22 protein-coding genes, 1 tRNA gene and 2 pseudogenes are annotated in these 26,020 nt (G+C 71.1%); 5 read left to right on the forward strand and 20 right to left on the reverse strand.

The genetic code is table 11. The annotated features are described in order from the left end of the window. Positions 1 to 182 precede the first annotated feature (182 nt). The 12 genes from purQ to DY157_RS07105 all read right to left on the reverse strand — a co-directional run bounded on the left by purQ (position 183) and on the right by DY157_RS07105 (position 12,297). On the reverse strand, positions 183 to 893 hold the full coding sequence (gene purQ / locus DY157_RS07050; protein WP_115727978.1) for a phosphoribosylformylglycinamidine synthase subunit PurQ: 711 nt from the start codon (positions 891 to 893) through the stop codon (positions 183 to 185). Beyond that, on the reverse strand, positions 890 to 1,156 hold the full coding sequence (locus tag DY157_RS07055; RefSeq protein WP_115727979.1) for a phosphoribosylformylglycinamidine synthase subunit PurS: 267 nt from the start codon (positions 1,154 to 1,156) through the stop codon (positions 890 to 892). The genes purQ and DY157_RS07055 overlap by 4 nt, the downstream gene beginning before the upstream one ends. A gap of 52 nt (positions 1,157 to 1,208) precedes the next feature. Further along, positions 1,209 to 2,120, reverse strand: coding sequence for a phosphoribosylaminoimidazolesuccinocarboxamide synthase (locus DY157_RS07060; protein WP_115727980.1), 912 nt, complete (start codon positions 2,118 to 2,120; stop codon positions 1,209 to 1,211). A gap of 24 nt (positions 2,121 to 2,144) precedes the next feature. Then, a complete protein-coding gene (gene purD / locus DY157_RS07065; RefSeq protein ID WP_115727981.1) occupies positions 2,145 to 3,476 on the reverse strand; it encodes a phosphoribosylamine--glycine ligase in 1,332 nt (443 codons plus the stop codon). A 166-nt stretch (positions 3,477 to 3,642) separates the two neighbouring features. Continuing rightward, complete coding sequence (locus DY157_RS07070) at positions 3,643 to 4,548, reverse strand: PfkB family carbohydrate kinase (RefSeq protein WP_115727982.1); 906 nt, start codon at positions 4,546 to 4,548, stop codon at positions 3,643 to 3,645. 186 nt (positions 4,549 to 4,734) lie between these two features. Further along, positions 4,735 to 5,796, reverse strand: coding sequence for a hypothetical protein (locus DY157_RS07075; RefSeq protein WP_115727983.1), 1,062 nt, complete (start codon positions 5,794 to 5,796; stop codon positions 4,735 to 4,737). Next, positions 5,786 to 6,814, reverse strand: coding sequence for a VWA domain-containing protein (locus DY157_RS07080; protein WP_115727984.1), 1,029 nt, complete (start codon positions 6,812 to 6,814; stop codon positions 5,786 to 5,788). The genes DY157_RS07075 and DY157_RS07080 overlap by 11 nt, the downstream gene beginning before the upstream one ends. A gap of 1 nt (position 6,815) precedes the next feature. After that, positions 6,816 to 7,829, reverse strand: a complete 1,014-nt coding sequence (locus tag DY157_RS07085) for a vWA domain-containing protein (protein WP_115727985.1) — start codon at positions 7,827 to 7,829, stop codon at positions 6,816 to 6,818. Next, on the reverse strand, positions 7,826 to 8,353 hold the full coding sequence (locus tag DY157_RS07090; protein WP_115727986.1) for a hypothetical protein: 528 nt from the start codon (positions 8,351 to 8,353) through the stop codon (positions 7,826 to 7,828). The genes DY157_RS07085 and DY157_RS07090 overlap by 4 nt, the downstream gene beginning before the upstream one ends. Further along, positions 8,343 to 9,236 (reverse strand): DUF58 domain-containing protein, encoded by an 894-nt coding sequence (locus DY157_RS07095; RefSeq protein WP_115727987.1) that lies wholly within the window; start codon positions 9,234 to 9,236, stop codon positions 8,343 to 8,345. Before DY157_RS07095 ends, DY157_RS07090 begins: the two co-directional genes overlap by 11 nt. 2 nt (positions 9,237 to 9,238) lie before the next feature. Further along, positions 9,239 to 10,228, reverse strand: coding sequence for an AAA family ATPase (locus tag DY157_RS07100; RefSeq protein ID WP_115727988.1), 990 nt, complete (start codon positions 10,226 to 10,228; stop codon positions 9,239 to 9,241). 233 nt (positions 10,229 to 10,461) lie between these two features. Continuing rightward, the gene (locus tag DY157_RS07105; protein ID WP_115727989.1) at positions 10,462 to 12,297 is read right to left on the reverse strand and encodes a phosphoenolpyruvate carboxykinase (GTP); all 1,836 of its coding nucleotides are present in this window, start codon (positions 12,295 to 12,297) and stop codon (positions 10,462 to 10,464) included. 240 nt (positions 12,298 to 12,537) lie between these two features. Here DY157_RS07105 and DY157_RS07110 point away from each other — a divergent pair, with 240 nt between their 5' ends. From DY157_RS07110 to DY157_RS07120, 3 genes are read left to right on the forward strand one after another with little or no spacing between them, the layout of a single operon-like run. Continuing rightward, positions 12,538 to 13,170, forward strand: a complete 633-nt coding sequence (locus DY157_RS07110; protein WP_115727990.1) for a DUF47 domain-containing protein — start codon at positions 12,538 to 12,540, stop codon at positions 13,168 to 13,170. A gap of 4 nt (positions 13,171 to 13,174) precedes the next feature. Next, positions 13,175 to 14,239 carry an inorganic phosphate transporter gene (locus DY157_RS07115; protein WP_115727991.1) on the forward strand — a complete coding sequence of 355 codons (1,065 nt, stop codon included), beginning with the start codon at positions 13,175 to 13,177 and terminating at the stop codon, positions 14,237 to 14,239. Then, on the forward strand, positions 14,236 to 14,703 hold the full coding sequence (locus DY157_RS07120; protein WP_115727992.1) for a septum formation family protein: 468 nt from the start codon (positions 14,236 to 14,238) through the stop codon (positions 14,701 to 14,703). Before DY157_RS07115 ends, DY157_RS07120 begins: the two co-directional genes overlap by 4 nt. A gap of 91 nt (positions 14,704 to 14,794) precedes the next feature. Here DY157_RS07120 and pstB read toward each other — a convergent pair. The 5 genes and pseudogenes from pstB to DY157_RS07145 all read right to left on the reverse strand — a co-directional run bounded on the left by pstB (position 14,795) and on the right by DY157_RS07145 (position 20,058). Further along, positions 14,795 to 15,573, reverse strand: a pseudogene (gene pstB, locus DY157_RS07125) (phosphate ABC transporter ATP-binding protein PstB). 32 nt (positions 15,574 to 15,605) lie between these two features. Then, positions 15,606 to 16,562 (reverse strand): phosphate ABC transporter permease PstA, encoded by a 957-nt coding sequence (pstA, locus tag DY157_RS07130; RefSeq protein ID WP_115727993.1) that lies wholly within the window; start codon positions 16,560 to 16,562, stop codon positions 15,606 to 15,608. Continuing rightward, positions 16,562 to 17,491, reverse strand: a complete 930-nt coding sequence (pstC, locus tag DY157_RS07135) for a phosphate ABC transporter permease subunit PstC (RefSeq protein ID WP_115727994.1) — start codon at positions 17,489 to 17,491, stop codon at positions 16,562 to 16,564. The genes pstA and pstC overlap by 1 nt, the downstream gene beginning before the upstream one ends. Positions 17,492 to 17,568: 77 nt before the next feature. Beyond that, positions 17,569 to 18,693, reverse strand: a complete 1,125-nt coding sequence (pstS, locus tag DY157_RS07140) for a phosphate ABC transporter substrate-binding protein PstS (RefSeq protein WP_115727995.1) — start codon at positions 18,691 to 18,693, stop codon at positions 17,569 to 17,571. A 303-nt stretch (positions 18,694 to 18,996) separates the two neighbouring features. Then, a complete protein-coding gene (locus DY157_RS07145; RefSeq protein ID WP_235827122.1) occupies positions 18,997 to 20,058 on the reverse strand; it encodes an NUDIX hydrolase in 1,062 nt (353 codons plus the stop codon). Between the two features lie 987 nt (positions 20,059 to 21,045). Here DY157_RS07145 and DY157_RS07150 point away from each other — a divergent pair. Next, positions 21,046 to 21,420 carry a DUF4342 domain-containing protein gene (locus tag DY157_RS07150; RefSeq protein ID WP_115727996.1) on the forward strand — a complete coding sequence of 125 codons (375 nt, stop codon included), beginning with the start codon at positions 21,046 to 21,048 and terminating at the stop codon, positions 21,418 to 21,420. Positions 21,421 to 21,526: 106 nt separating this feature from the next. Here the strand turns inward: DY157_RS07150 and DY157_RS07155 are convergent, their stop codons facing one another. Together DY157_RS07155 and DY157_RS07160 are read right to left on the reverse strand one after the other, a co-directional pair. Continuing rightward, positions 21,527 to 23,908: an RNA degradosome polyphosphate kinase gene (locus DY157_RS07155; RefSeq protein WP_115727997.1), complete on the reverse strand. Its 2,382-nt coding sequence runs from the start codon at positions 23,906 to 23,908 to the stop codon at positions 21,527 to 21,529. Positions 23,909 to 24,175: 267 nt separating this feature from the next. Then, positions 24,176 to 24,808: pseudogene (locus DY157_RS07160) on the reverse strand (hypothetical protein). Positions 24,809 to 24,897: 89 nt separating this feature from the next. Between DY157_RS07160 and DY157_RS07165 the strand changes: the two are divergent. Next, a tRNA-Lys gene (locus tag DY157_RS07165) sits at positions 24,898 to 24,972 on the forward strand. Positions 24,973 to 25,130: 158 nt separating this feature from the next. Here the strand turns inward: DY157_RS07165 and DY157_RS07170 are convergent. Then, positions 25,131 to 25,736, reverse strand: coding sequence for a DUF5067 domain-containing protein (locus DY157_RS07170; RefSeq protein ID WP_115727998.1), 606 nt, complete (start codon positions 25,734 to 25,736; stop codon positions 25,131 to 25,133). Between the last annotated feature and the right edge of the window lie 284 nt (positions 25,737 to 26,020).

Genomic DNA, 26,020 nt, shown 5'->3' on the forward strand with positions numbered 1-26,020 from the left:
TGTACACGGCCCGGCCGCGCCGGGGGTGCGGCGGGGGCGCGGCGGGGGGCCCCCGCCGCCACCTCCCGCCCGCCCCACGCGGCGCGGCGGCCCCCCCCGCCCGCCCCCCCCCCCCGGCGGGCCCGGGCGGCGGCCCCCGCCCCCCCCCCGCCCGCGCCGGACGAGGGCGGGGCGGTGCCGGGTCAGCCGACGAGGCTCGCCAGGACGGACTGGAAGATCTTCAGGCCCTGCGTGCCGCCGTGGCCGGCGAAGGCTCCGGCCTCGTCGACGCCGAGCGGTCCGAAGCCGGACTCGACCGCGTGCTCGGGGTGGGGCATGAGGCCGACGACGTTGCCCGCGTCGTTGGCGACGCCGGCGATGTCGTTCGCCGAGCCGTTGGGGTTGACGTCGATGTAGCGGAAGACGACGCGCCCCTCGCCCTCGAGCCTCTCGAGCTCGGCCGGGGAGGCCTGGAAGTTGCCCTCGCCGTTCTTCAGGGGGACGGTGAGGAGCTCGCCGGCCTCGAAGGAGGAGGTCCACGCGGTCGAGGGGTTCTCGACGCGGAGGAGCTGGTCGCGGCAGAAGAACTTCTGGTGATCGTTGCGGATGAGCGCGCCGGGCAGGAGGTGGGCCTCGCAGAGGACCTGGAAGCCGTTGCAGATGCCGAGGACGGGGAGTCCCCTGTTCGCGGCGGCGACGATCTCCCCCATCACGGGGGCGACGGCGGCGATGGCGCCGCAGCGAAGGTAGTCGCCGTAGGAGAATCCGCCGGGGATGACGACGGCGTCGACGCCGTGGAGGTCGGCGTCCTTGTGCCAGAGGGCGACGGGCTCGGCGCCGGCGAGGCGCACCGCGCGGGCGGCGTCCCGGTCGTCGAGGGTGCCGGGGAAGGTGACGACTCCGATGCGCGTCACTTCGCGGTCTCCGTCTCGGGGAGGGCCTCGACGCGGACGACGTCCTCGATGATCGGGTTGGAGAGGACCTCCTCGGCGGCCTTGCGGGCGTCGGCGAGGAGCTCGTCGGTGACCGGGCCGTCGACGGTGAGGTGGAAGCACTTCCCCTGGCGGACCGAGGCGAAGCTCGCGATCCCGAGCCTCGGCAGGGCCGAGCCGACCGCCTTGCCCTGGGGATCCAGGATCTCCGGCTTCGGCATCACTTCCACGATGATTCGCCCCACGGCGTTCCTCCTTCGTCGGTCGGGGCGGATCCGCCCCGACGGTGGTGGTGCTTCACAACTGCGGTTCCGCGCCGGTGAGGCGGCGGAAGGCTTCGACGTAGCGGTCGGCGGTCGCGGCGACGACGTCCGCGGGGAGGGCGGGCGGCTGCTCCCCGGAGCCCCGGTCCCAGCCCGAGGCGGGCGAGGTGAGCCAGTCGCGGACGTACTGCTTGTCGAAGCTGGGGGTGACGCGCCCGGGGACCCACTGGTCGGCGGGCCAGAAGCGCGAGGAGTCGGGCGTGAGGATCTCGTCGCCGAGGACGAGGGCGCCGGTCTCCCGGTCGAGCCCGAATTCGAACTTCGTGTCGGCGATGATGACGCCGCGCTCGGCGGCGATCTCGCGGGCGCGCTCGTAGAGGGCGATCGAGGTGTCGCGGAGCGTCGCGGCGAGTTCGGCGCCGACCATGTCGGCGGCCCGCTCGAAGGAGATGTTCTCGTCGTGGTCGCCGAGCTCGGCCTTCGCGGCGGGCGTGAAGATCGCGGTCTCGAGGCGCGAGGCCTCCACGAGGCCCTCGGGCAGGGGGATGTCGCAGACGGTGCGGCTCGCCGCGTACTCGACGAGGCCGGAGCCGGTGAGGTAGCCGCGGACGACGCACTCGATGGGGACCATGTCGAGGGCCTTCGCGACGACGGCGCGGCCCTCGACCTCGGCGGGCACCGAGTACGGGTCGGCGGGGTCGTGGGCGGTCGAGAGCAGATGATTCGGCACGACGTCGGAGAGCCGGTCCATCCACCAGATCGCGAGCTGGTTGAGGACCTTCCCCTTGCCGGGGATCGGCGTCGGGAGGATGTAGTCGTAGGCGCTGATCCGGTCGGAGGTGACGAGGAGCAGCCGGTCGGGCGTCTCCTGGTCGGCCGGCGCGTAGATGTCGCGGACCTTTCCGGAGGACACGTGCGCCCATCCGGGCAGTGCGAGTTCGGTCATGGCGTCCTCCGGCTCCTCTTCAGTTCAGTTCTTCGCGTCCAGCTCTGCGGGCCAGGTCGCGATGTCCGTTCGGTGATGCTCCCCGTAGAAGGAGATCTCGTCGACGCCCCGGTAGGCCCGCTCCCGCGCCTGCGCGACGTCCTCGCCGCGTCCGACGACGTCGAGGACGCGTCCGCCGGCGTTGACGAGGATCTCCGTCGGCTCGAAGCCGCAGCATCCGGCGGCGACGTCGGCCGGATCGTCGGTGATCCTCCAAGAGGTTCCGGCCTGGATGACGTGGACGCCCTCGATCTCCTCGGCCTGCTCGATGCCGGTGATCTCGTGCCCGGTGTCGGTCGGCCCGGGGTATCCGCCCGAGGCCATGACGACGGTGACGGCCGCATCGCTCGACCACGTCGGCGCGGGAACGCGCGCGAGGTTCCCGGTCGCGGCGGCGAAGAGGAGGTCGGCGAGCGACGAGTCGAGGCGCTCGAGGACGACCTGGGTCTCGGGGTCGCCGAAGCGGACGTTGAACTCGACGACGCGCACGCCCTTCGAGGTCATCGCGAGGCCGCAGTAGAGGAGCCCGACGAAGGGGGTGCCGCGTTCGGCCATCGCGTCGACGGTCGGCTGGGCGACGGTGCGGACGACCTCGTCGACGACCGCGTCGTCGAGCCGCGGGAGCGGCGAGTAGGCGCCCATGCCGCCGGTGTTCGGCCCGGCGTTCCCGTTGCCGACGCGCTTGAAGTCCTGCGCGGGTACGAGCGGGACGACGGTCTGGCCGTCGGAGACGCAGAAGAGGGAGACCTCGGGGCCGTCGAGGTAGTCCTCGATGACGACGGCGCCGTTCTCGCGGGCGAGGCAGGCCTCGGCGTGCGCGCGGGCGGCGGCGCGATCCTCGGTGACGACGACTCCCTTTCCGGCGGCGAGCGCGTCGTCCTTGACGACGTGCGGGGCGCCGAGCTCGTCGAGCGCGGCGTCGACCTCGTCGAGCGTCCGGCAGGTGAAGGAGCGCGCGGTGGCGACGCCGGCCTGGGCCATGACCTCCTTGGCGAAGGACTTCGACGCCTCGAGCCGGGCGGCGGCGCGCGTCGGGCCGAAGCAGGGGATGCCCGCGGCGATGACGGCGTCGGCGACTCCGGCGACGAGGGGGGCCTCGGGGCCGACGACGACGAGGTCGACCTTCTGCGCCTTCGCGCGCAGGGCGATCGACTCGGGGTCGGTCGGATCGAGGACGAGGGAGTGCCCGAGGGGCTCGAGTCCGGGATTGCCCGCCTGCACGACGAGCTCGACCGGGTCGGCCGGGGAGGAGGTTCTGAGGAGTGCGCGGGCGAGCGCGTGCTCGCGCCCGCCGTTCCCGACGAGGAGGACCTTCACGCGGCCAGCCTAGCCGTACCGGCGCGCGTCTCGAAACCGCGTCCACGTTCGCGGGCGCCTCCCGCTCATCCGTGCGCCCCGCGCGGTCGTCGTCGCGCCGCGAACAGGGCCCGAAGTCCCCGACGAGGCCGGGGCGGTGCGCCGATTCAGGGGCGGCGCACTGCCGTCAGCGCGGGACGACGGCCCCGATCCCCGTGTACGAGGCCGCGGCCCCCGGCGAGAGGACGGCGATCGATCCGGCCCTCATGCCGGCCTCGACGGCCTCGTCGAAGGGGAGACCGGCCGCCAGGGCGGCGGCGAGGACGCCGACGGCGGCGTCGCCGGCTCCCGTCGTATCGACGACCGGGCCGAGATCGATCGCGGGGACGTGAGCCTCGGACTCGGCGTCGACGCGGACGGCGCCCGCCTTGCCGAGGGTGATGACGACCGACCCGACCCCTTTCTCGCGAAGGGCGCGGGCGGCCTCGAGGGCCTCCTCGACGCTCGTCGGCGCCGGCCGGTCGAGCGCGAGCCCGGCCTCGTACTCGTTGACGACGAGGACGTCGACGTCGGCGAGGACCTCGGGCGCGATCTCGTAGACGGGCGCGAGGTTGAGGACGACGCGGGCGCCGGAGGCGCGGGCGAGCCGGACGGTCGCGGCGTTCGAGGCGAAGGGGATCTCGCCCTGGAGGACGACGACGTCGCCCCGGCCGAGGCCCTCGACGGCCTCGAGGGCGTCCGCGGGGACGGTCCCGTTCGCCCCGGCGTCGAGGATGATGGTGTTCTCCCCGCTCGCGGCGACCTGGATGAACGCGACGCCGCTCGTCGCGTCCGCCGTTCGCAGGAGGGAGAGATCGACGCCGTGGGAGCCGAGTTCGGCGCGCAGCCCCTCCCCTGCGGCGTCGGAGCCGACGGCGCCGACGAAGAGCGTCTCGGCTCCGCCGTGGGCGGCGGCCGCCGCCTGGTTCGCGCCCTTTCCGCCGAGCCGGTAGGAGACGCCCCTCCCGTGGAGGGTCTCCCCCGGCAGCGGGTGGCGATCGACCTGCACGGTGACGTCCTGGTTGATCGAACCGACGACGATGACGCGTCCCATCGCGCACTCCTTCATTCGTCCCGGCGGCGCCTTCGCCGCACCGGCCCCTTCCCCGCACCGACCCCCGCGGGTCGCTCTCCGGGGTCGTCGGCCCTCGCGGCCGATCCCGATGCCTCGGTTATCGCACGAGGACGCGGGCCGTGTCCAGCCTTCGCGCGAAGCGGTCGTCGGTCGCCCCGTCCGGACTCACCACGCCCCGTTCGAATCCCCGGATCGCGTCCCCGGCGCCGCGCCCTCGTCCCCGGAGCCGCCCGAGCGCAAGCGCTGCTCGAGTTCGTTGCGCCGCCGGGCCTCGTCGGCGCTCTCGCCCTCGTAGGGCGTGCCCGGGTCCTCGGAGCTCCCCGTGTTCGGGGAGGCGTCGCCACCCTCGCCCGAATCCCCGGGCGCGCCGTCCGCGGAGTCCGACCCTCCGGCGCTCCCCGAATCGTCGTTCCCCGCCCCGTCGGGCGAGGAACCGCCCTGTTCCTGCGACCCGGACGAGTCGGAACCGGCCGCCCTGCGGCGCGCCTCGTCGGCCTTCTGCTCGGCGCGATTCGCGTTCTCCCCCGCCTGCTGCCCCTGGTCGGAGGATCCCTGAGAGCCCCGTCCGGACCCCGAGCCGGATCCGGAGGACTGGGAGTCGGAGGAGGACTGCGACTCGTCGGAGCCCGACTGCTGAGGGTTCCCCGACTGCGACTGCGAGGGCGGCAGGCACGTCGAGACGGTTGCGGCCGATTCGTCGTAGAGGTCGGCGGCCCCCGTCCAATCGCCCGCGGCCCCGGCCTCGTCCCCCTGCATCTCGAGGCCGAGGGCGAGGTTGATCCGCACGCGGCACTCGTACGAGTAGGTCTCGATGCGCCCGTCGCCGATGTCGAGCGCCCTCGGCACGGTCTCGAGCGCCTCGCGGAGCCGGGCGACGCCCTCGTCGAGCGCGCCGCGGGCGAGCAGCGCGGTGCCGAAGTTGAACCGGGCGACCCAGGTCTCGGGCCCCCGGGCCGTCCAATCGGCCTGCGTCGAGTACTCGGATTCCGCGACGGCCCTCTCGCCCGCGTCCCAGCGGCCGAGGGCGTGCGCCGACCACACGGGCAGCCCGATGAGGACGACCGCGACCGCGACGAGGAGCGCGAGGATCGGCGAGGAGTAGGCGAGGCGCTTGAGGGGCTTCGTCGAGCGCCGCCGGGGCCCGCGCGATCTCGGCTCGCCCGAGGGCGCGCCGAAGGGGAGGACGACGTCCTCGAACCTCGAGTCGTTGCGGCGGTCAGATCGCACGGGACCTCCTGAGGGCGCGGGCCCTGCCGGCGAGGACCGCCGACTCCCAGGCGAGCAGGGCGCCGAGGACGAGGGCGAAGGGCCAGAGGACGTAGCGGGCGGCGGCGACGGCCTCGCGCGCCTCGACGACGCGCTCCGCCGAATCGTCGATCGACGCCGCGATGGAGCGGATCCGCGAGTCCGCCGGCGAGTGGACGTACTCGAGTCCCGTGCGCGAGGCGATCCCCCTGAGCGCGTCCTCGTCGATCCGACTGATCGCGTCGGGCGCGTCGGGGCCGTAGCCGTCGGGGATGTACTCCTCGGGGGCGCCCGACTGGGCGTCGTTGAGGCGCCGCACGCGCATGCGCCCGCCCTCGGCCGTCCCGTAGCCGATGATCGCTCCCCCGTCGACGAGGGTCCCCACCCGGTTCCAGGCGCTCGGATCGTCGATCTCGTAGGGGCTCCACGCGCCCTCGTTCGAGGTCTCCCCGTCGGTGAGGACGAACAGCGCGCGCACCTCCTGCGGATCGGCCTCCTTCGATGCGGCGAGCGCCTCGGCCAGACCGGCTGCCGGGCGGTTCGGGCTCGAGCCCGCCGAGGAGGCGGAGAGCTCCTGGGCGAAGGTCTCGAGGAAGGAGTCGACGGCGCCCCGATCCGTCGTCAGCGGCAGGACGGTCCGCAGGTCGGAGTCCCACACGAGGATCGTCGCGCGGGCGCCGGGCATCTCGTCGAGGATCGCGGCGATGTCCTTCTTCACCCCGTCGATGCGCGGGGCCCCTCCCTCGTAATCCTCCGCGGCCATCGACCCCGTGCGGTCGACGACGATCCACGCCTGAGCGGCGGTGCGGACCTCGGTGGCCTCCCCGGGGATCGAGGGGCCGGCGCACATGAGGGCGAGGACGACGACGAGGAGCGCGCGACGGGCGGCGTCGAGGCGCGCCGACCGGGTGCGCCGCCGCAGTCCGAGCGCGACGAGGCCGAGCCCGACGAGGAGGACGAGCACGATGCCGAAGACGGGGAGGATCGGGCGGAGGAACACGTCAGAGCCTCCCGATCGCGAGGAGGCCGAGCAGGCCGAGGACTCCGACGACGGCCCATCCGAGCGCGCCCTTCGGGGTGTCGGTCTCGAGGACGCGCGCGTCCTTCGCGAGCTCGACGCGCTGGAGCGACTCGATCTTCTCGATGATCCCGTCGACGCTCGCAGGGTCGGAGGCGTCGTAGAAGTCGCCGCCCGCCCCTTCGACGAGCCGGCGGAGCTCGGAGCCCTCGGCGGTGAGGAGCTGCGAGTCCCCGGGGTAGAGGGCCGTCACCGCGACGTCCCGGGAGGTCGCGAAGTCGATCGCCTGGGCGAGGGTGTAGATCTGCGGGCCGTTCACCTCGTTGTCGGTCGCGTAGAGGACGAGCCGCGAGCGCTCGGAGTCCGCGTGGTCGAAGCCGAGGACGCAGGCGGCGAGGCCGTCGCCGACGAGGGAGGACGAGGCGTCCGACTCGTCGACGGTGCCCGCCGTGTAATCGAGGAGCTCCTGGGTGACGTAGACGCCGTCGGAGTCCTCACCGAGGTAGCCGCGGCTCATCACCGAGGCGGTCTCGTCGAGCATGCGCGTCGCGAGGGCGTAGTCGTCGGTGAGGGGGAACTTCACGTCGGTCCGGTTGTTCCACAGCTGGAGGCTGATGCGCTCGCCGGAGAAGTGCTCGACGATGCGGGAGAAGGCGTCGGCGATCCGCCCGTCGTAGGGGATCATCGAGCCGGAGGCGTCGAGGCAGAGGACGATGTCGCGCGACGCGGTCCGCTCGTTGGCGATCGTCCGATCGACGGGGGCGCCGGCGCTCACCGCGGTCGCGCCGACCGCGAGTCCGAGGAGCGCGAGCGCGGCGAGGAGGACCCTGCGGGTGCGGCGCACGAGGGCGCGGAACTGCGGGAGATCCTTGAGGTAGCCGGTGTTCGCGACCCATCCGCGGCTGCCGGGCGCGGTCCGTCCCCCGGCCCTCCATCCGAGGACGAGGGCGAGGGCGCAGGCGCCGACGACGAGAGCGATGAGGAGCGGGAATCTCATGCGTCGATCAGCTCCTTCGCGGCGGCGAGGAGCCGATCCGTGGAGGAGGGACCGGGCGCCCGGTCGGAGGAGGGCGCCCGAGAACCAACCGGCGCCTGACGATCGGCGGGGGCCTGAGGGTCGAAGGACGGAGCCTCGCAGGCCGCGAGGAGGGCCGCGAGTTCGGGCCACATGGGGGCGAGGCGCGCCGCCTCCGCGGCGGTCGCCGACTCGAGGTCGCGGCCGGTCCGCTCGGTGCCGAGGGAGCGCATGAGCGCCGCGATCGCGAGGTGGGCCTCCCGATCCCCCCACTCGCCAGACGCGCGGCGCGCGCCGATCGCGTCGAGGTGGGAGCGGTAGCGGCCTCGCAACTCCTCGTTCATCGTCCGCAGGCCCTCGGGGGCGTCGGCGTCGGACGTCCGCCAGCGCCACAGGGACGCCGCGATCCACGAGGCGACGACGATGAGGAGAACCGCGCCGACGATCCACATCCAGTGCGGGTAGAGGACGGGGTCGGCGAGTTCGCCCGTGAGATCACCGGACACGGCTCCCCCTCTCGAGCGCGGCGAGGAGGGCCCGGGGGACCTCTGCGGACGAGGCGACGCGCACCGGGATGAGTCCCGGACGGTCGAGGAGCGCGGCGACGCGGGCGCGCCGTCCTTCGGCGACGGCCCTCGCCTGGTCGGCGAGGCGCGCGTCGGTGAGGAGGAAGTCGGGCAGCGGCCCCTCGTCGACGTCGACGACGCGCGTGCCCGGGGGCAGATCGGTCGGCGCCATGTCGTCGACGGCGACGACGATCGCCCGATGCTGCGCGAGGAGGCGCTTGAGGAGTCGCTCGGACCGCGAACCCGGCTCGGGCTGGGCCGAGTCGGTGACGAGGACGAGGAGCGAGCGCCGACGCGTCGCGACGAGCGCCCGGTCGAGGAGGCGCGCCACATCGGAGCGCGGCGAATCGAGGGAGATCTCCTGGCGGATCCGCCGCAGGAGCGTCTCCGCATGCGCCTTCCCCGTCCGCGCCGGCGAGGTCGTGAGCCGCTCGGCGTCCCCGGCGACCGCCCCCACGCGGTCGCCGCGGGCGACCCCGAGCCAGGCGATCGCCTCGCACGCGGCGAGGGCGACCTCCGCCTTCGTCTCCCCGCTCGGCGCGAGGGCGCCCATCGAGCGGCCGGTGTCGACGACGAGGACGATCCCGAGGTTCGCGGTCGACTCGAAGCGCCGGACGATCGGGTCGCCCGTCTTCGCGGTCGCCGCCCAGTCGATGTCGTGGACGTCGTCGCCGGGCCGGTACTCGGCGAGGTCGAGGAACTCCCACCCGCGGCCCGCACGCACGCCGGAGTGCTGCCCCTCCATGACGGAGAGCAGCCTCCTCATGACGGGCAGTCGCGCCTTCGCGGAGAGGGCGCCGAGCTCGCGCGGACGGACGGGCACGATCAGGGCACCGGGACCGCGGAGAAGACGGCGTCGACGAGGCCCTCGACGGAGACGTCGTCGGCGAGGGCGTCGAAGGTCCGCAGGATCCTGTGGCGCAGGACCGCGTGACGGAGGGCCTTGATGTCCTCGGGGACGACGTAGTGGCGGCCCTCGAGGAGGGCGACCGCCTGGGAGACCCGCATGAGCGCGATGCCGCCGCGCGGGGAGGCGCCGATGCGGACGTGCGAGGACCAGCCCGGGAGGGGCTGGGGGCCGGCGCCCCTCGTCGTGTTGATGAGATCGACGATGTACGCCTTGAGGGTTTCGTGGACGAAGACGCGCGAGGCGAGCCCCTGGAGCTCGAAGAGCTCGTCGAGGGAGATCGGCTCGCCCTCGAGGGGGGCGTCCATCCGCCCCGAATCGATCCGATCGAGGATCTCGAGCTCGTCGTGGGGGCGCGGGTAGGTGATCGTCTCCTTGAGGAGGAAGCGGTCCATCTGCGCCTCGGGAAGGACGTAGGTGCCCTCCTCCTCGATCGGGTTCTGCGTCGCCATCACCATGAAGGGCCGCGGCAGGGGGTGGTCGACGCCGCCGATCGTCGTCTGCGACTCCGCCATCGCCTCGAGCATCGCGGACTGGGTCTTCGCCGAGGAGCGGTTGATCTCGTCGAGGAGGACGAAGTTCGCGTGGACCGGGCCGAGCTGGGTCGTCATCTCGCCGGTCGCCTGGTTCCAGATCTCCATGCCGACGATGTCGTTCGGCATGAGGTCCGGGGTGCACTGGATGCGACGGAACGAACCGGAGACCGCCGAGGCGAGGGTCCGGGCGGCGGTCGTCTTCGCAAGGCCCGGCACCGACTCGATGAGGACGTGCCCCTTCGCGAGGAGGGAGGCGAGGAGGGCCCGCTTGAGGGCCTCCTGTCCGACGATCTTCGAATCGAGGATCCCCTTGACGCGGGCGAGGAGCGCCGAGGCCCTCGTGAGCTCGGCGTCGGTGAGGTAGGCGGCCATGCGGTTCTCCTGACGGGACGACGGTTCCCCGCCATCCTATCGGCGACTCCGGGCGTTTCCGGCCGTCGGGCGGCTTCTCCTCGTCGGGGCGCCTCCGCGGTCGCGGTCCGGCGGCCGGGGGCGAAACCGAGCATCGGCTCCGGGCGGCACCGGAGCGGGCGCCCGACAACGGCCGGAGGCCGGACCCCTCGGGGTCCGGCCTCCGGTTGAGCGATGCGCCTGGGCGCCTGGAATCAGGCGCGGGCGGCGGCGATGCGCTCGCGGAACTTCGCGAGCTGCTCGGTGATCGCGGCGGGGAGCTTGTCGCCGAACTTGGAGAAGTACTCCTCGGTGTCGTCCATCTCCGCGGCCCAGGCCTCGGGATCGATCGCGAAGAGCTTGCCCCACACGGTCTCGTCGATGTCGAGGCCGTCGAGGTTGAAGTCCTCGAACTTCGGGTAGCGGCCGGTGACGCCGTCGATCGCCTCGACCTCGCCCGCGGCGCGGCGGACGATCCAGTCGAGGACGCGCGAGTTGTCGCCGTAGCCCGGCCACATGAACTTGCCGTTCTCGTCCTTGCGGAACCAGTTGACCTGGTAGACCTTCGGGAACTTGTCGCCGAGCTCGGCCTGCATCTCGAGCCAGTGGCCCCAGTAGTCGGCCATGTTGTAGCCGCAGAAGGGCAGCATGGCGAAGGGATCGTGGCGGAGCGAACCGGCCTTGACGTCGGTCGCGGCCGCGGTGACCTCGGAGGCGACGGAGGCGCCGATGAACACGCCGTGGGCGGGCTCGTACTGCTCGGCGACGAGCGGCACGTTGGTGGCGCGGCGGCCGCCGAAGAGGATCGCGTCGACCGGGACGCCCTGGGGGGCCTCCCAATCGGGGCAGATGATCGGGCACTGCGAGGCCGGAACGGTGAAGCGGCTGTTCGGGTGGGCGGCCTTCTCACCGGACTCGGGGGTCCAGTCGTTGCCGTGCCAGTCGATGAGGTGAGCCGGGACCTCGCCGTCGATGCCCTCCCACCACACGTCGCCGTCGTCCGTGAGGGCGACGTTCGTGAAGATGGAGTTGGACTTCATGGTCTCCATGGCCATCGGGTTCGTCGTGTACGCGGTGCCGGGGGCGACGCCGAAGAAGCCGGCCTCCGGGTTGATCGCGTACAGGCGGCCGTCCGGGCCCGGGCGCATCCACGCGATGTCGTCGCCGACGGTCTCGACCTTGTAGCCGGGGATCGTGGGCTGGAGCATGGCGAGGTTGGTCTTGCCGCAGGCCGACGGGAAGGCGGCGGTGACGTGGAACTGCTGGCCGGTCTCCTCGCGGGTGAGGCGGAGGATGAGCATGTGCTCGGCCATCCAGCCGTCGCGGCGGGCCATCGTCGAGGCGATGCGGAGCGCGAAGCACTTCTTGCCGAGGAGGGCGTTGCCGCCGTAGCCCGAGCCGAAGGACCAGATCTCGTTGGTCTCCGGGAAGTGGGTGATGTACTTCTCCTCGTTGCACGGCCACGCGGTGTCGGCCTGGCCCTCGGCGAGCGGGGCGCCGACGGAGTGGACGGCGGGAACCCACGGCTTGCCCTCGGCGATGAGGTCCATCGCCTTGGAGCCCATGCGGGTCATGATGCGCATGTTGCAGACGACGTAGGGCGAGTCGGTGATCTCGATGCCGAGCTGCGAGATCGGGCCGCCCAGCGGGCCCATGGAGAAGGGGATGACGTACATCGTGCGGCCGGCCATGGCGCCGGTGAACTTCTCCTTGAGGGTCGCCTTCATCTCGGCGGGATCGGCCCAGTGGTTCGTCGGGCCGGCGTCCTCCTCCTTCTCAGAGCAGATGAAGGTGCGGGACTCGACGCGCGCGACGTCGGAGGGGAGCGAGCGGGCGAGGAAGCAGTTCGGGCGCTTCTCCTCGTTGAGCTTGGTGAACATGCCGCTCTCGACCATGAGGGAGGTGAGGCGGTCCCATTCCTCCTGCGAGCCATCGGAGAATTCGATGGCGTCCGGAGTCGTCAGCGCCGCGATCTCGGCGACCCACGCGAGGACGTCTTCGGGAGCGTTGGACGGAGCGGCAGCGCGCACGTCCTGTTCAGTCACGGACATTTTGCCTCCTGAGGCACTCGGTATTTCGGGACGAGGTCACGCCCCTGATCTACGTGATCCATCATCCCCGATCATGTGACGCATCGCGCGGGCGAATGGTCCCGTGACCATCTGTGCAACAGTTCACACGGGGGGCGGTGGTGGCGATCCGGTGGCCGTAGGGTGACGAATAGGTGTCGGGTGTGCCCTACTCTGTAGACGCGCCCAGTCCGCGCACCTCATCATCCAGGAGGAAAAACCGTGGGATTCCGCAAGGCCGCTGAAGGCCCGTCCTTCTTCGAACTGTTCTCTCAGCAGGCCGCGAACCTCGTCTCCGGCACGACTCTCCTCGCCTCGATCCTCGGCGCCTCGCCGCAGGAGCGCATCGCGATCCGCGACCAGCTCCACGAGGTCGAGCACGCGAGCGACGAGATCAACCACCGCATCGCCCGCCTCATCAACCAGACCTTCGTCACCCCCTTCGACCGCGAGGACCTCGGTCTGCTCGCGTCGAACCTCGACGACTGCATGGACCTCATCGACGAGGCCGGGGACCTCTTCGTCATGTACGGGATCGGCGTCGTCCCGGAGCCGACCGCGTCGCTCCTCGCCGAGCAGGTCGACATCCTCGCGCGCTGCTCCGACCAGACGAACCAGTCGATCCCGGGTCTCAAGTCCCCGCTCGACCTGCGCGACTACTGGGTCGAGATCAACCGCCTCGAGAACGAGGGCGACCTCACGTACCGCCGCGCACTCACCGCCCTCTTCGAATCGGGCCTCGACCCGATCACGATCATCAAGCTCAAGGATCTCGTCGAGGTGCTGGAGAAGGCCTCCGACGCGTTCGAGGACCTCGCCAACGCCATCGAGACGATCGCGGTGAAGGAGTCCTGAGACCGTGGATCTCAATCTGATCCTCGTCAGCCTCGTCATCGTCATCGCCCTCGGCTTCGACTTCACGAACGGCTTCCACGACGCGGCGAACGCCATCGCGACCTCCGTGTCGACGCGCGCCCTCACGCCGAGGGTCGCCCTCCTCATGGCCGCCGTGATGAACATCGTCGGCGCCCTCCTCGGCACCGAGGTCGCGAAGACCATCGGCAAGGGGATCATCGACATCTCCCACTACACGAGTTCCACCGACGTCTCGATGCAGCGCGAGGGGCTCGTCATCGTGCTCTCCGCCCTCGTCGGCGCCGTGTGCTGGAACCTCATCACGTGGTGGTTCGGGCTCCCGTCCTCGTCCTCGCACGCCCTCATCGGCGGACTCGTCGGCGCGGGCCTCGCCTCGGCGACGGCGGTGAAGTGGACGGGGATCCTCGACCACGTCATCATCCCGATGTTCGCGTCCCCGGTCGTCGGCTTCGTCCTCGGCTACGTCATCATGAGGCTCCTCATGATGGTCCTCGAAAACCTCCCCTATCACCGGACGATGCGCAGATTCCGGATCCTCCAGACGATCTCGGCGGCGGCCATGGCCCTCGGCCACGGACTCCAGGACGCGCAGAAGACGATGGGCGTCATCGTCATGGCGCTCGTCGCGGGCGGCTACGGCGAGACCCACCACGTCTTCGACGCCGCGACCGGCGACATGACGATCCCCCTGTGGGTGAAGCTCGCCGCCGCGTCCGCAATCTCGCTCGGCACCTACTCGGGCGGCTGGCGGATCATGCGGACGCTCGGCCGCAAGATCATCGACCTCGATCCCGCCCGCGGCTTCGTCGCCGAGTCGGTCTCCGCGGTCGTCCTCTACCTCTCGGCGTTCGTCCTCCACGCGCCGATCTCGACGACGCACACGATCACCTCGGCGATCCTCGGCGTCGGCGCGACGAAGCGATTCTCCGCGGTCCGCTGGGGCGTCGCCGGCAACATCGTCGGCGGCTGGTTCCTCACGCTCCCCGCGGCGGCGGGCGTCGCGGCCCTCGTCTTCTGGGTCGTCAACTTCCTCGTCTCCCTCGCATGAGCCAACCCGTTCGGTCCCCGCGGCGCCCAGGCGCCCGCGTCCTCGGCGCGGCCGCCCTCGTCCTCGTCCCCCTCGCCCTGGCGGGCTGCACGAGCACCTCAGTCCTCGACTTGAAGGTCGGCGACTGCCTGCAGCTCCCCTCGGAGTCCTCGGCGGCGACGATCGAGCGCGCGAAGTGTACCGACTCGCACGAGGCGGAGGTCTCCGCCCTCGTGACGACGGATCCGAAGGACGCGAAGGCCTCCTACCCCGGCGCCGATGCGCTCTCCCAGCAGGCGGAAACCGGGTGCGTCGACTCCTTCGAGGGCTACGTCGGGACCCCGTACGTGTCCTCCGGCCTCGACGTCACGTGGCTGACGCCGACGGAGCAGTCGTGGTCGGAGGGCGACCGGACGATCGTCTGCCTCGTCCACGCGATGGACGCCCAGGAGCTCACCGCCTCGGTGAAGGACTCGAAGCTCTAGGCCCGGGCGCGCGGGCGCAAGAGGGGGGGCCGGACCCGCGATGGCGGGCCGGCCCCCTCCTTCGTCCCGCCCCCCCGGGACGTCTGGGGTGTCAGCCGAAGCGGCCGGAGATGTAGTCCTCCGTCGCCTTCTCGGCCGGGTGGGAGAAGATCTTCTCCGTGTCGTCGAACTCGACGAGCCTTCCGGGCTTGCCGGTCGCCTCGAGGTTGAAGAACCCCGTCTTCTGGGAGACGCGCGCGGCCTGCTGCATGTTGTGGGTGACGATGACGATCGTGTACTCGTCCTTGAGCTCGTTCATGAGGTCCTCGATCGCGATCGTGGAGATCGGGTCGAGCGCCGAGCAGGGCTCGTCCATGAGAAGGACCTCGGGGCGCACGGCGATCGCGCGGCGATGCAGAGGCGCTGCTGCTGGCCGCCGGAGAGGGACGATCCGGGCTTCTCGAGACGGTCCTTCACCTCGTTCCACAGGTTCGCGCCGCGCAGCGACTCCTCGACGAGCTCGTCGGCGTCGGCCTTCTTGAGCTTCCGGGAGTTGAGTGCGACGCCCGCGAGGACGTTCTCGGCGATCGACATCGTCGGGAAGGGGTTCGGGCGCTGGAAGACCATGCCGACGCGGCGGCGGACCTGGACGGGGTCGACGTCCTTCGCGTGGATGTCCTGCCCCTCGAGGAGGACCTCGCCCTCGACGCGGGCGCCGGCGATCGCCTCGTGCATGCGGTTGAGGGTGCGGAGGAAGGTCGACTTCCCGCAGCCGGACGGGCCGATGAGGGCGGTGATCGACTGGGCGGGGATCTGGACGTTGACGTCGTCGACGGCGAGGAAGTCGCCGTAGTAGATCTTCTCGTGGCGGATGTCGAGGAGGTTGGTCATGGGGATCGGGTCCTTGAGTCGAGGGGGCGGGGTCAGCGGCCCTTGGGGGCGAACGCCTTGGCGATGACGCGGGCGATGACGTTGAGGATCATGACGAGGAGGATGAGGACGAGGGCGGCCGCCCAGGCCCGTTCCTCGTTGATCGTCGTCACGCAGTTCGTCGCGCTGGCGCGGCACGTGGCCGCGCCCTGGGAGTACTGGCGGTAGACGTAGACCGGGAGGGTCGTCATGCGCCCGTTGAGGGCGTTGGCGTTCATCTTCTCGATGAAGCCGACCGTGATGAAGAGGGGGGCGGTCTCGCCGATGACGCGGGCGATCGCGAGCATGATCGGGGTCGTGAGGCCCGCGGCGGAGGTCCGCAGGACAACCTTGACGATCGTCTTCCACTTCGGGACGCCGAGGGCGTAGGAGGCCTCGCGCAGTTCGTTGGGGACGAGGCGAAGCATCTCCTCCGAGGAGCGGACCACGGTCGGGACCATGAGGACGGACAGGGCGATCGCGCCCATGATCCCCGCCCGGTAGCCCGATCCGACGGCGATCGTGAAGAGGGCCGCGGAGAAGAGGCCGGCGACGATCGAGGGGATGCCGGTCATGACGTCGACGAAGAACGTCGTCGCCTTCGCGAGCCTCCCTCCCTGTCCGTACTCGACGAGGTAGATCGCGGTGAAGACGCCGATCGGGGCGGAGATGAGGGTCGCGAGGCCCGTGATGAGGAGGGTGCCGACGATCGCGTGGGCAATGCCGCCCTTCACGAGGCCGCCGAAGACTCCGACCATGTCGGTCGTGAGGAAGGCGGGCGTGAGGCGGAGGTAGCCCTTCGCGATGACCGTCCAGATGAGGGAGATGAGGGGGATCATCGCGAGGAGGAACGCGAAGGAGACTCCGATCCAGGCGATCTTGTCCTTGAGGGCGCGGATGCGGTCCCAGCCGGGGTCGGCGGAGGCGAAGAGGTCGCGGGAGGGGGTCTGGCGCGCGGAGGGGGTGGTCATCAGTTGGCTCCTGAGAACTCGGCCCTGCGCGACACGATCCAGCGGGCGATCGAGTTGACGACGAGGGTGATGGCGAAGAGGGCGAGGCCGGTCGCGATGAGCGCGGACCGGTTGATGCCGGTCGCCTCGGGGAACTGGAGGGCGATGTTCGCGGCGATCGTCGAGTGCTTGCCCGCCTCGAGGATGTGGAACGAGTAGGAGGAGCCGACGGAGAGGACCATGACGACCGCCATGGTCTCGCCGAGCGCGCGCCCGAGTCCGAGCATCGAGGCAGAGACGACGCCCGAGCGGCCGAAGGGGAGGACGGCCATGCGGACCATCTCCCAGCGCGTGGCGCCGAGGGCGAGGGCCGCCTCCTCATGGAGGCCCGGGGTCTGGAGGAAGACCTCGCGGGACACCGAGGTGGTGATGGGGAGGATCATCACCGCGAGGATGAGCGACGCCGAGGCGATGACGCGCCCGGTCGGAGAGGCGGCGCCGCCGAAGAGCGGGAACCAGCCCATGTACTTCCCGAGCCACAGCCAGATCGGCTTGAGGAGGGGGATCAGCCACATCGCGCCCCAGAGGCCGTAGACGACCGAGGGGATCGCGGCGAGGAGGTCGACGAGGTAGCCGAGGACCTGCGCGAGCTTGCGCGGCGCGTAGTGGCTGATGAAGAGGGCGATGCCGACGGACACCGGGACGGCGATCACCATGGCGATCGCGGCGGCGAGGACGGTGCCGAAGATCTGCGGGAGGGTGAACGCCCAGATCGAGACCGGCTTCGCGGCGCCCTGGACCTTGAAGGTCGCGGAGGCGTCCGAGAGCGCGGGCCAGGCCTCGAGGATGAGGAAGGCGGCGACGGCGGCGAGCGTCGCGAGGATGATCACCGCCGCGGCGGTGGACACGGACTTGAAGACCAGGTTGCCGGTCTTGCCGGTGCTCTGCATGTGCGAATTCCCTTGGGGGCGGAAGGAAGGAAGCGGTGCGGTCCCGCCGGGCCCTGCGGCCCGGCGGGACCGGGGGATCACTTGATCGCGTCGAGCGCGGCCTGGACCTTGGCGGTCATGTCGGCCGAGAGCGGGGCCGAGCCGGCGTTGTCGGCGGCCATCTGCTGGCCCTCCTGCGAGACCTGGTAGCCGACGAAGGCCTTGACGAGGGCGGCCTCGTTGGCGTCGGCGTAGGTCGAGCAGACGATCGAGTAGGAGACGAGGACGAGCGGGTAGGCGTTGTTCGTCTCGGGGACGCGGTTGACCTTGAGGGCGATGTCGTTCGCCTCGCGCCCCTCGACGGCGGTCGCGTTGTCGGCGGCGGCCGCGGCGGTCTCGTTGGAGAAGGAGACGAAGGTGCCGTCGGCGGCGGCGAGGGCCGCGGTGCCGAGCGAGCCCGCCTGGGAGGCGTCGGCGTAGCCGATCGCGCCCTTGCCGTCGGTGACGGCCTGGACGACGCCGGCGGTCTTGTCGCCGGACTCGCCGCCCTCGATCGGCCATTCCTTGCCTGCGTCGTAGGTCCAGACGTCACCGGCGGCCTCGTGGAGGTAGTCGGTGAAGTTCTCGGTCGTGCCGGACTTGTCGGAGCGGTGGACGGGCGTGATCGCGAGGTCGGGGAGGGTGACGCCCGGGTTGGACGCGGCGATCTCCGCGTCGTTCCAGTTGGTGATCGCGCCGGAGAAGATCTTCGCGATCGTCGAGGCGGTGAGGTTGAGCGAGGAGATGCCGTCGAGGTTGAAGATGACGGCGACCGGGGAGATGTAGACCGGGAGGTCCCAGGCGGGGGCGCCGCAGCGGGCCTCGGCGGCCGTCATCTCGTCGCCCTCGAGCGGGGCGTCGGAGCCGGCCCAGAGGACCTGGCCGTCGTTGAACTGAGTGATGCCCGCGCCGGAGCCGACCGCGTCGTAGGAGACGGCGACGTCGGGCTGGACGGCGGAGAAGCCGGCCTTCCAGGCCTCCATGGCGGCCTCCTGCGAGGAGGCGCCGGCGCCGGCGAGGTTGCCGGAGAGGGCCTCGGCGGAGGAGGACGACTCGGTCGAGCTCGACATCGCGGCGGAGGACTCGGTGGAGTCGGAGGAGCCGTTGGAGCCGCACGCGGCGAGGGTGGTCATGAGGGCGGCGGCGCCGGCGAGGGCGCCGAAGCGGACGAGGCGGGTCGACATGATGGGTTTCTTCCGTTCTGCCGCCCGTATCGGCGGCGAATCATCGTGGCCGGAACGACCCCGGCTGCCGCTGAAACTAGGGATCTCAGGTGACGGCCTTCCCCGCCGATGGTGAACGGACGGTGAACAGGTACGTGATTCCGCTCACCGAAACCACAGATTCCGCCTATTCGCGCAGGTCAACGACATTGTTTCGACCCGATAACAACTTTCCGGAAAGTTCACCGCCGCCCCTCTCCTCCGGTCGCCGGATCGACGAGGTCGGGGCGGCGCGCCGGCGCGACCGCGGCCGAAGGCGTCCGATCAGACGCCGAGGACGTCCTTCGTCCGCGTCCCGTGGCGCTCGAGGGAGAGGAGCGATACGCCGCCCTCGCCCCTCGCGACGTGCGCGATGAGGAGTTCGGCGGTTCCCAGCCACGGGGACTGCTGGGGGAAGGAGCGCGAGAGCGACGAGGGCGCGACGGCCCGCAGCGGCTCGAGGAGGGCCGGGATCGTCGGCCGGTGGACGCACACCGCGAGGGGCGGGGCGGGGCGCTCGACGAGGTCGGCGATGAGTCGGGCGGCGGCCGCGGGGTCCTGTTCGACGGCCCATTCGGTGAGTTCGGGGCGGTCGGTCACCGATCCGCCGCCGATGCCCGCCCAGGGGGCGAGGGTCTCGCGGCAGCGGGTCCAGGGGGAGGTGAGGGCCTCCTCGACTCCGAAGGCCGAGAGGAGGTCGATGACGTCGATCGCCTGGCGCGCGCCGATCCGGGTGAGGGGGCGCGTCTCCTCGCCGCCGGTCCACGTCGAGCGGGAGACGGCCTTCGCATGGCGGACCAGTGAGATCGTCGAGGTGACGAGGGTGCCCGAACGAGCGCGTCCGACGACCTCGGAGAGGAGCCGGCGGTCGCCGCGGCGCGTGAGCATCTGGTCGGCGCGATCGGGCGAGAGCCAGCGCTTCTGGTCGATCTCGGACTGGGGGGCGGGGAGGACGGGGCGGCGCGAGCGCTCGGCGGCGGCGCCGGGGGCCTGTGGGTCCGCGGGCGTCGGGGTCCCGACCCAGTAGCGGACCTCCTTCGTCTGGCCGGAGCCGAGGCGGTAGCGCTGCGTCGTCAGGGGCGCGCCGAGGACGACGGCGACGCCGGTCTCCTCTTCCACTTCGCGGACGGCGGCGGCGACGATCGGCTCGTTCGCCTCGGCCTTGCCCTTCGGCCACGACCAGTCCCGGTAGCGGGGGCGGTGGACGACGAGGACTTCGATGCCCTTCGGATCGATCGGCTCGCCGGGGACGGCGACGCGATCGGGATCCGTGAATCGCCAGACCAGGGCCCCCGCCGCGCGGACGAGGCGCGAGGGGATGGGAGCTGGGCGGATGAGACGGGGCACCCCTCAAGGGTACCGGTCGCGCGGCGAACGCGCCGTCCCCTCTCCCCACCGAGAGCATTACTTTCGCGCGCCGAGAGCATCACCTTGCTCCGTCGAGGGGATGCGGGCGCGTGACCTCGCAGCCGACGATGCATGACTTCGCCGCCCCTTCTTCCCGCCGAGAGCATCACGTTGACGCGGCGATGTGAGAACTCGGCACATCGTGGACACCGAAACTCACAACTTCGTGGACACCGAATCTCACGACTTCGCCGCCCGAGTCGCACGGCTGCGTGGGGCGTGTCGCCCCGCCCTCGTCGATCCGCCGAGAGCATTACCGACTCTTCGCAGTTAGGTTGCCGACGCCCCACATGACCTGCATCGCCGTCTCGGCGTGGTTGGTGGGTGGGGAGGGGCGTCGAATGTGCGATCCAAGTCGCCCGGCCTCCGGAATCGGCGGCCCGCATGACCTGCATCGCCGTCTCGGCGTGGTTGGTGGGTGGGGAGGGGCGTCGAATGTGCGATCCAAGTCGCCCCGCCTCCGGAATCGGCGGCCCGCATGACCTGCATCGCCGTCTCGGCGCGCGCCCGTGGGCGGGAGGGGCGTCGAATGTGCGATCCAAGTCGCCCCGCGCCCGGAATCGGCGGCCCGCACAACCTGCATCGCCGCCTCGGCGCGCGCCCGTGGGCTTCTTTCGGAGCGTTCGGCGACTTTCGCGACGTTTGGCGCCGTTTGCGACAGAATCCCTGCGCCTCGTATCGCTGCGGAACATAAGGAAAGCCGTCACACGCGCCTAGAAGTGCCCTGGCACCGGGAGGCTCCAGGCCGCCACCTCCCCCGACTCCCCCCCACCGCGAAGAGCCGCATTACCCGGCCCCCGCCGAGAGCATGACTCGGCCCCCGCCGACGGCGGATCCGGGGTTCCACCGATTGAAGGAGGAGCGGGCCGCGATTAGCGTGGAGTCGCTCGCCCCCGTTGGGAGGGCGATGACAGGAAGGAGCCGACGATGGCCGATGCCAGCGAGTACACCGAGAAGTTGAAGGTCACGGGCTCCGAGCTCGTCGACGTCGTGAAGAAGCTCGTCAAGGATGGTTCGGTGCGCCGCATCGTCCTGCGCGACGAGCGCGGGCGCAAGCTCGCGTCGATCCCCGTCAACCTCGGCGCCGCGGTCGGCGCCGTCGCGGTGATCGCGAATCCTGTGGCCGCCGTCGTGCTCGCCGCGGCCGGAGCCGTCGGCGCGCCGCTCGCGAAGATCACGGTCGAGATCGAACGGACCGATCTGCGCCCCGACTCGGCCGTCGACGCGACGGCGACCGAGGTTCCGACAGCTCCGTCCGCCGAACCCCAGGACCCCGCGAACCCGGGCTCCCCGTCGAACTGACGACGGAGCGGACGAGCAGACGGACGAAAGGGAGGGCCCCGGCGGACATCGCCGGGGCCCTCCCCCATTTGACGCTCGAGCGGGCGTCGACGACTTTCAACGACCGTCAGCGGCCGATGACCCTCGAGGAGGCCTCCTCCATGAGCTCGGTCTGGACGTCGCGCAGGAGCGACCCGTCCTTCGCGTACTGCTGGCGCTTCCAGTCGCCGTTCTTCTTCATCGCCCACGACGCCGTCTTCGGGGAGACGCCGCGGCGGACGAGGTCGGCGAGGTAGGCGATCTGCTCGGGGTCGGCGATGCGGACGAGGGCCTCGACGCGGCGATCGAGGTTGCGGTGCATGAGGTCGGCCGAGCCGATCCACACCTCCTCCTCGCCCTTCGGGCCGAAGGCGTAGATCCGCGAGTGCTCGAGGTAGCGGCCGAGGATCGACCGGACGCGGATGTTCTCCGACAGACCGGGCACGCCCCCGCGCAGAGCGCAGATGCCGCGGACGAGGACGTCGACCTGGACGCCCGCCTGCGAAGCGCGGTAGAGGGCGTCGATGACGGCCTCGTCGACGGCGGAGTTCACCTTGATGCCGATCCACGCGTCCTCGCCCGCCTTCTTCCGGGCGATCTGGCCGTTGATCCGCTCGATGAGGCCGTCGCGGATCGAGAGCGGCGCGACGAGGAGGCGGTGGAAGGTCGAGCGGGGCGCGTAGCCGGAGAGCTGGTTGAAGAGGCGCGTGAGGTCCTGGGCGACCTCGCGGTCGCAGGTGAGGAGGCCGAGGTCCTCGTAGCCGCGCGCCGTCTTCGGGTGGTAGTTTCCGGTGCCGACATGGCAGTAGCGCCGCAGCCCGTCGGCCTCCTGGCGGACGACGAGGGAGAGCTTGCAGTGGGTCTTGAGGCCGACCATGCCGTAGACGACGTGGACGCCGGCGCGCTCGAGCTTGCGGGCCCAGCCGATGTTGGCCTCTTCGTCGAAACGGGCCTTGATCTCGACGATCGCGACGACCTGCTTGCCGGACTGGGCGGCCTCGATGAGGGCCGAGACGATCGGCGAGTCGCCGGAGGTCCGGTAGAGGGTCTGCTTCATCGCGAGGACGTGCGGGTCGCGCGCCGCCTGCGTGATGAACGCCTGGACCGAGGTCGCGAAGGAGTCGTAGGGGTGGTGGAGGAGGACGTCGTGGCTGCGGATCTGGGCGAAGATGTCGCCGGCGCGCGCCGACTCGAACTCCGCGAGGCCCGCCGCGGTCACCGGCACGTACTTCGGGTACTTGAGGTCGGCGAGGTCGAGGTCGTGGAGCTCGTTGCACAGCGTGAGGTCGAGCGGCGCGGGGACGGAGATGACGTCGGCCTCGGAGATCTCGAGCTTCTCGATGAGGAAGTCGAGGACGAACTTCGAGATGGTCTCCTCGACTTCGAGCCGGACGACGGGTCCGAACTTGCGGCGGAGGAGCTCCTCTTCCATCGCGGTGAGGAGGTTCTCCGCGTCGTCCTCCTCGACCTCGAGGTCCTCGTTGCGGGTGACGCGGAAGCCGTGGGCCTCGACGATCTCGACCCCGGGGAAGAGGTGCTCGAGGTGGGCGCGGACGACGTCCTCGAGGGTGATGAAGGTGGCGCCGGATTCTGAGGCGACGTAGTCCTCGGGCGCACCGCCACGGCCCGCGGTGTCGACGTTGATGAGGCGCGGGAGCGACTGGGGGACCTTGACGCGCGCGAAGTGGAGCTTGCCCGACAGGGGGTTGCGGACGACGACCGCGAGGTTGAGGGAGAGGCCCGAGATGTAGGGGAAGGGGTGCGAGGGGTCGACGGCGAGGGGCGTGAGGACCGGGAAGATCTGGCGGCGGAAGTACCGGGTGAGTTCGGTGCGCGCCCGATCGTCGAGGTCGTCCCATCGCCGCAGGTGGATGCCGGAGGCGTCGAGCGCCGGGAGGATCTCCGTCTGGAAGTCCTCGGCCTGGCGGGCGGTGAGTTCGCGTGTGCGCGCCTGGATCCCCTCGAGGACCTGGCGCGGCTCGAGGCCGGACGCGGTCTTCCGGGCGATGCCGGCGGCGATGCGGCGCTTGAGGCCGGCGACGCGGACCATGTAGAACTCGTCGAGGTTCGAGGAGAAGATCGCGGAGAACCACGCGCGCTCGAGGAGCGGCAGCTCGACGTCCTCGGACTGCTCGAGGACGCGCTGGTTGAAGGCCATCCACGAGATCTCGCGGTCCGCGAAGCGGCCCTTCGGGAGGGGCTCGTCCTCGCCGAGCGGAGCGGAGAGGTCGACCTCGGTCTGCAGCGCCGGGACGGTCGGGCGCACGGTCGCGGCCTCGTCCTCGTACTCGGAGTCCTCGTGCTCGACGCCGACGAGCGCGGCGTCGTCGGCGCGGACGAACATCTCGTCGGCGCGCGCCCCTTCGACGGCGGCGGCTTCGGGCGCGTCGGCGTACGCCTCCTCGGGGATCTCCGGCGCGGGGCCGGGCCAGGAGGCGTCGGGGGCGGAGAACTGCTGACGGTCGGACATGCGGGGTCCCTTTCCGGTCGTGAACGGGGTCCCAGGGGGCGGGGTCCTCAGGCGCGCGGGGGCGCCGCGCGCGTACCCGCTAATGGTGTCACCTCGGCGAATTCTTCGCACGGTTCCCGGCCGCGGTCCGTCGCCACCGGGTTCGCGATCGACGAGGGCGCGGCGGGGCGCCGACTCGAGGGGATTCTCGAGGGTGGGGCAGCCCATCGAGGGGGAGCAGCGACGGGACTCCGCCCACTCTTCGCCCCGGGCGCGCGAACTCGGCGCCTACTCGAGCCCTCCGACCGCGGCCTCGCGGGCCGCGAGGTCGAGCTCCTCGGCGGTGCGCAGGAGCGCCCTCGCCCGCGTCGTCACCGCGTGGGCGAGCGGGTCGCGCGGGTCGGTGATCCACGAGCCGTCGCCGCCCTCCCCCGCCGCGAGCAGGCGCATCGCGATCGAGGCCTGCGCGAGGACGTGCTCGAGGTCGTCGTCCGTGAGGTCCCCGCGGAGCAGCGCCTCGACCTCGTCGAGGATCGACTCGAGCGGCCGTACCTCGAGGGGGTGCTCGAGGCCGGGGACGATCGGCGCCCGTGCCCCGGCCTCGTACCGTCGATCGACGAGGGCGGGGTCGCGCCGGCACCATTCGACGAGGAGATGGAGGCGCCAGAGGGCGCCCGGCAGCGTGAATTAGGGGCTGCGCGACCAGAGGTGGGCGACGACGTCCGGGCCCTGCGCGCGCACGAGCTCGCGGAGGCGGGCGATCGCGGCGGCGTCGAACTCCTCGTCGCCGACCCCCATGAGCGCCCAGGCGCTCGAGTGGGCGATGCCGGAGGCGGCCGCAGGGTCCTCGTCGCCGACGATCGACTCGGCCAGCGCGGGCGAGAGGATCGCGGGGCGTCGGGGGGTGCGCGGTTCGGCCATGGGGGCGCCGTCCTTCTACAATGACGAGTGTTCGGTTGATCCGGCCGGTCGATCCGGCGGGTCCATCGCCGATGCGCGGGGAACCGCGCGGGCCTATAGCTCAATGGTAGAGCAGCGGACTTTTAATCCGTGGGTTGAGGGTTCGAGTCCCTCTGGGCCTACCACCTGCATCGATGCGGCTGCGCGCGCCCACCCCCCACCCGCCATCCGCCCCCTCTCAACACTCGTTTGGCGGCTGTCCTGACGTTTGGCGGGTCAAAACGCCGGGATTATCGCCGCCACACACCCGGAAAGCCGCCACACACTGGCGGCCGCCGCGCCGTCACTGCAGCGGGTAGGACTGGCGTCCGATCTCCGTCATCCCGAAGTCCGCCGAGGCAACGAGGTCGACGGGCGTCGTCTCGTCGGTGAGGACGTAGGCCATGGCATTCGAGACCGTCCCTCCCTGCTTGATCTTCTCCAGCTGAGTATCGAGGAATGCCTGATCTGGAAGCATTCCAACTTCCAGCTTGTTCTCCGCGTTCGGGTTGTTGTCCTGGTACGCGGTGATGGAGAAGAGCCACTGTGACGACGGGTCCATGTCCTTGCCCGACTTGTTCGTCACGTCGTACCAGAACGCGATGACGGGCGCGTCGCCGTACTCGTTGCCGGGCTCGCCGACGGCGATCTTCTTCACCTGCGTGATTGTGATCGTCGCGTCCGGCGTGTCGAGAACGCCGTTGGCGAAACTCGAGTTGCTGGCGGCCGTCGTCGTTCCGGAGTCCGAGCTCGATTCCACTGCGGGCGCCGAGCTCGTCGACTGCGCGGGGTCCGAGGTCGATACGTCCTGGCTCGACGAGGACGAGGCCGTCCCCGAACCGCATGCGGCCAGGGTGGACGCAAGGATCGTGGACGCCGCCAGGAGCGCGATGGAACGTGAGATCGTCATGAGGAAACCTCCATTGTGATAGGAATCACCGGGAGGTTACCCGTTACCTTGTTGGTGGTCGCTGGCGGGGAAGTGTTGGCGGCTGGGCCAGCGGTGGTCGGCATGATGTCTTGCCCCTGTCTACTCAATGATCCGGGGGTGTTGTCACCGACCATCCGCGCGGCTGGTGGTGACCGCTGATCAGGGGAACGCCCCGAAGACGTGACTGTCGAGGTCTTTCGTAACGTGGGTGCGGGGCGACCAGCTCAAGGGGCGCTGGCCGTCCACCCCTACGACGGACGGGA

This window comes from Actinomyces culturomici (assembly GCF_900499005.1).
Lineage (GTDB): Bacteria > Actinomycetota > Actinomycetes > Actinomycetales > Actinomycetaceae > Pauljensenia > Pauljensenia culturomici.

Bases quoted from the DNA above. Each gene is read 5' to 3' on its own strand.
- DY157_RS07150 (WP_115727996.1), top strand. From the start codon at position 21,046: ATGGCCGATGCCAGCGAGTACACCGAGAAGTTGAAGGTCACGGGCTCC.
- pstS (WP_115727995.1), bottom strand. From the start codon at position 18,693: ATGTCGACCCGCCTCGTCCGCTTCGGCGCCCTCGCCGGCGCCGCCGCC.
- DY157_RS07120 (WP_115727992.1), top strand. From the start codon at position 14,236: ATGAGCCAACCCGTTCGGTCCCCGCGGCGCCCAGGCGCCCGCGTCCTC.
- DY157_RS07155 (WP_115727997.1), bottom strand. From the start codon at position 23,908: ATGTCCGACCGTCAGCAGTTCTCCGCCCCCGACGCCTCCTGGCCCGGC.
- DY157_RS07070 (WP_115727982.1), bottom strand. From the start codon at position 4,548: ATGGGACGCGTCATCGTCGTCGGTTCGATCAACCAGGACGTCACCGTG.
- DY157_RS07085 (WP_115727985.1), bottom strand. From the start codon at position 7,829: ATGAGATTCCCGCTCCTCATCGCTCTCGTCGTCGGCGCCTGCGCCCTC.
- DY157_RS07105 (WP_115727989.1), bottom strand. From the start codon at position 12,297: ATGTCCGTGACTGAACAGGACGTGCGCGCTGCCGCTCCGTCCAACGCT.
- pstA (WP_115727993.1), bottom strand. From the start codon at position 16,562: ATGACCACCCCCTCCGCGCGCCAGACCCCCTCCCGCGACCTCTTCGCC.
- DY157_RS07060 (WP_115727980.1), bottom strand. From the start codon at position 2,120: ATGACCGAACTCGCACTGCCCGGATGGGCGCACGTGTCCTCCGGAAAG.
- DY157_RS07170 (WP_115727998.1), bottom strand. From the start codon at position 25,736: ATGACGATCTCACGTTCCATCGCGCTCCTGGCGGCGTCCACGATCCTT.
- DY157_RS07100 (WP_115727988.1), bottom strand. From the start codon at position 10,228: ATGGCCGCCTACCTCACCGACGCCGAGCTCACGAGGGCCTCGGCGCTC.
- pstC (WP_115727994.1), bottom strand. From the start codon at position 17,491: ATGCAGAGCACCGGCAAGACCGGCAACCTGGTCTTCAAGTCCGTGTCC.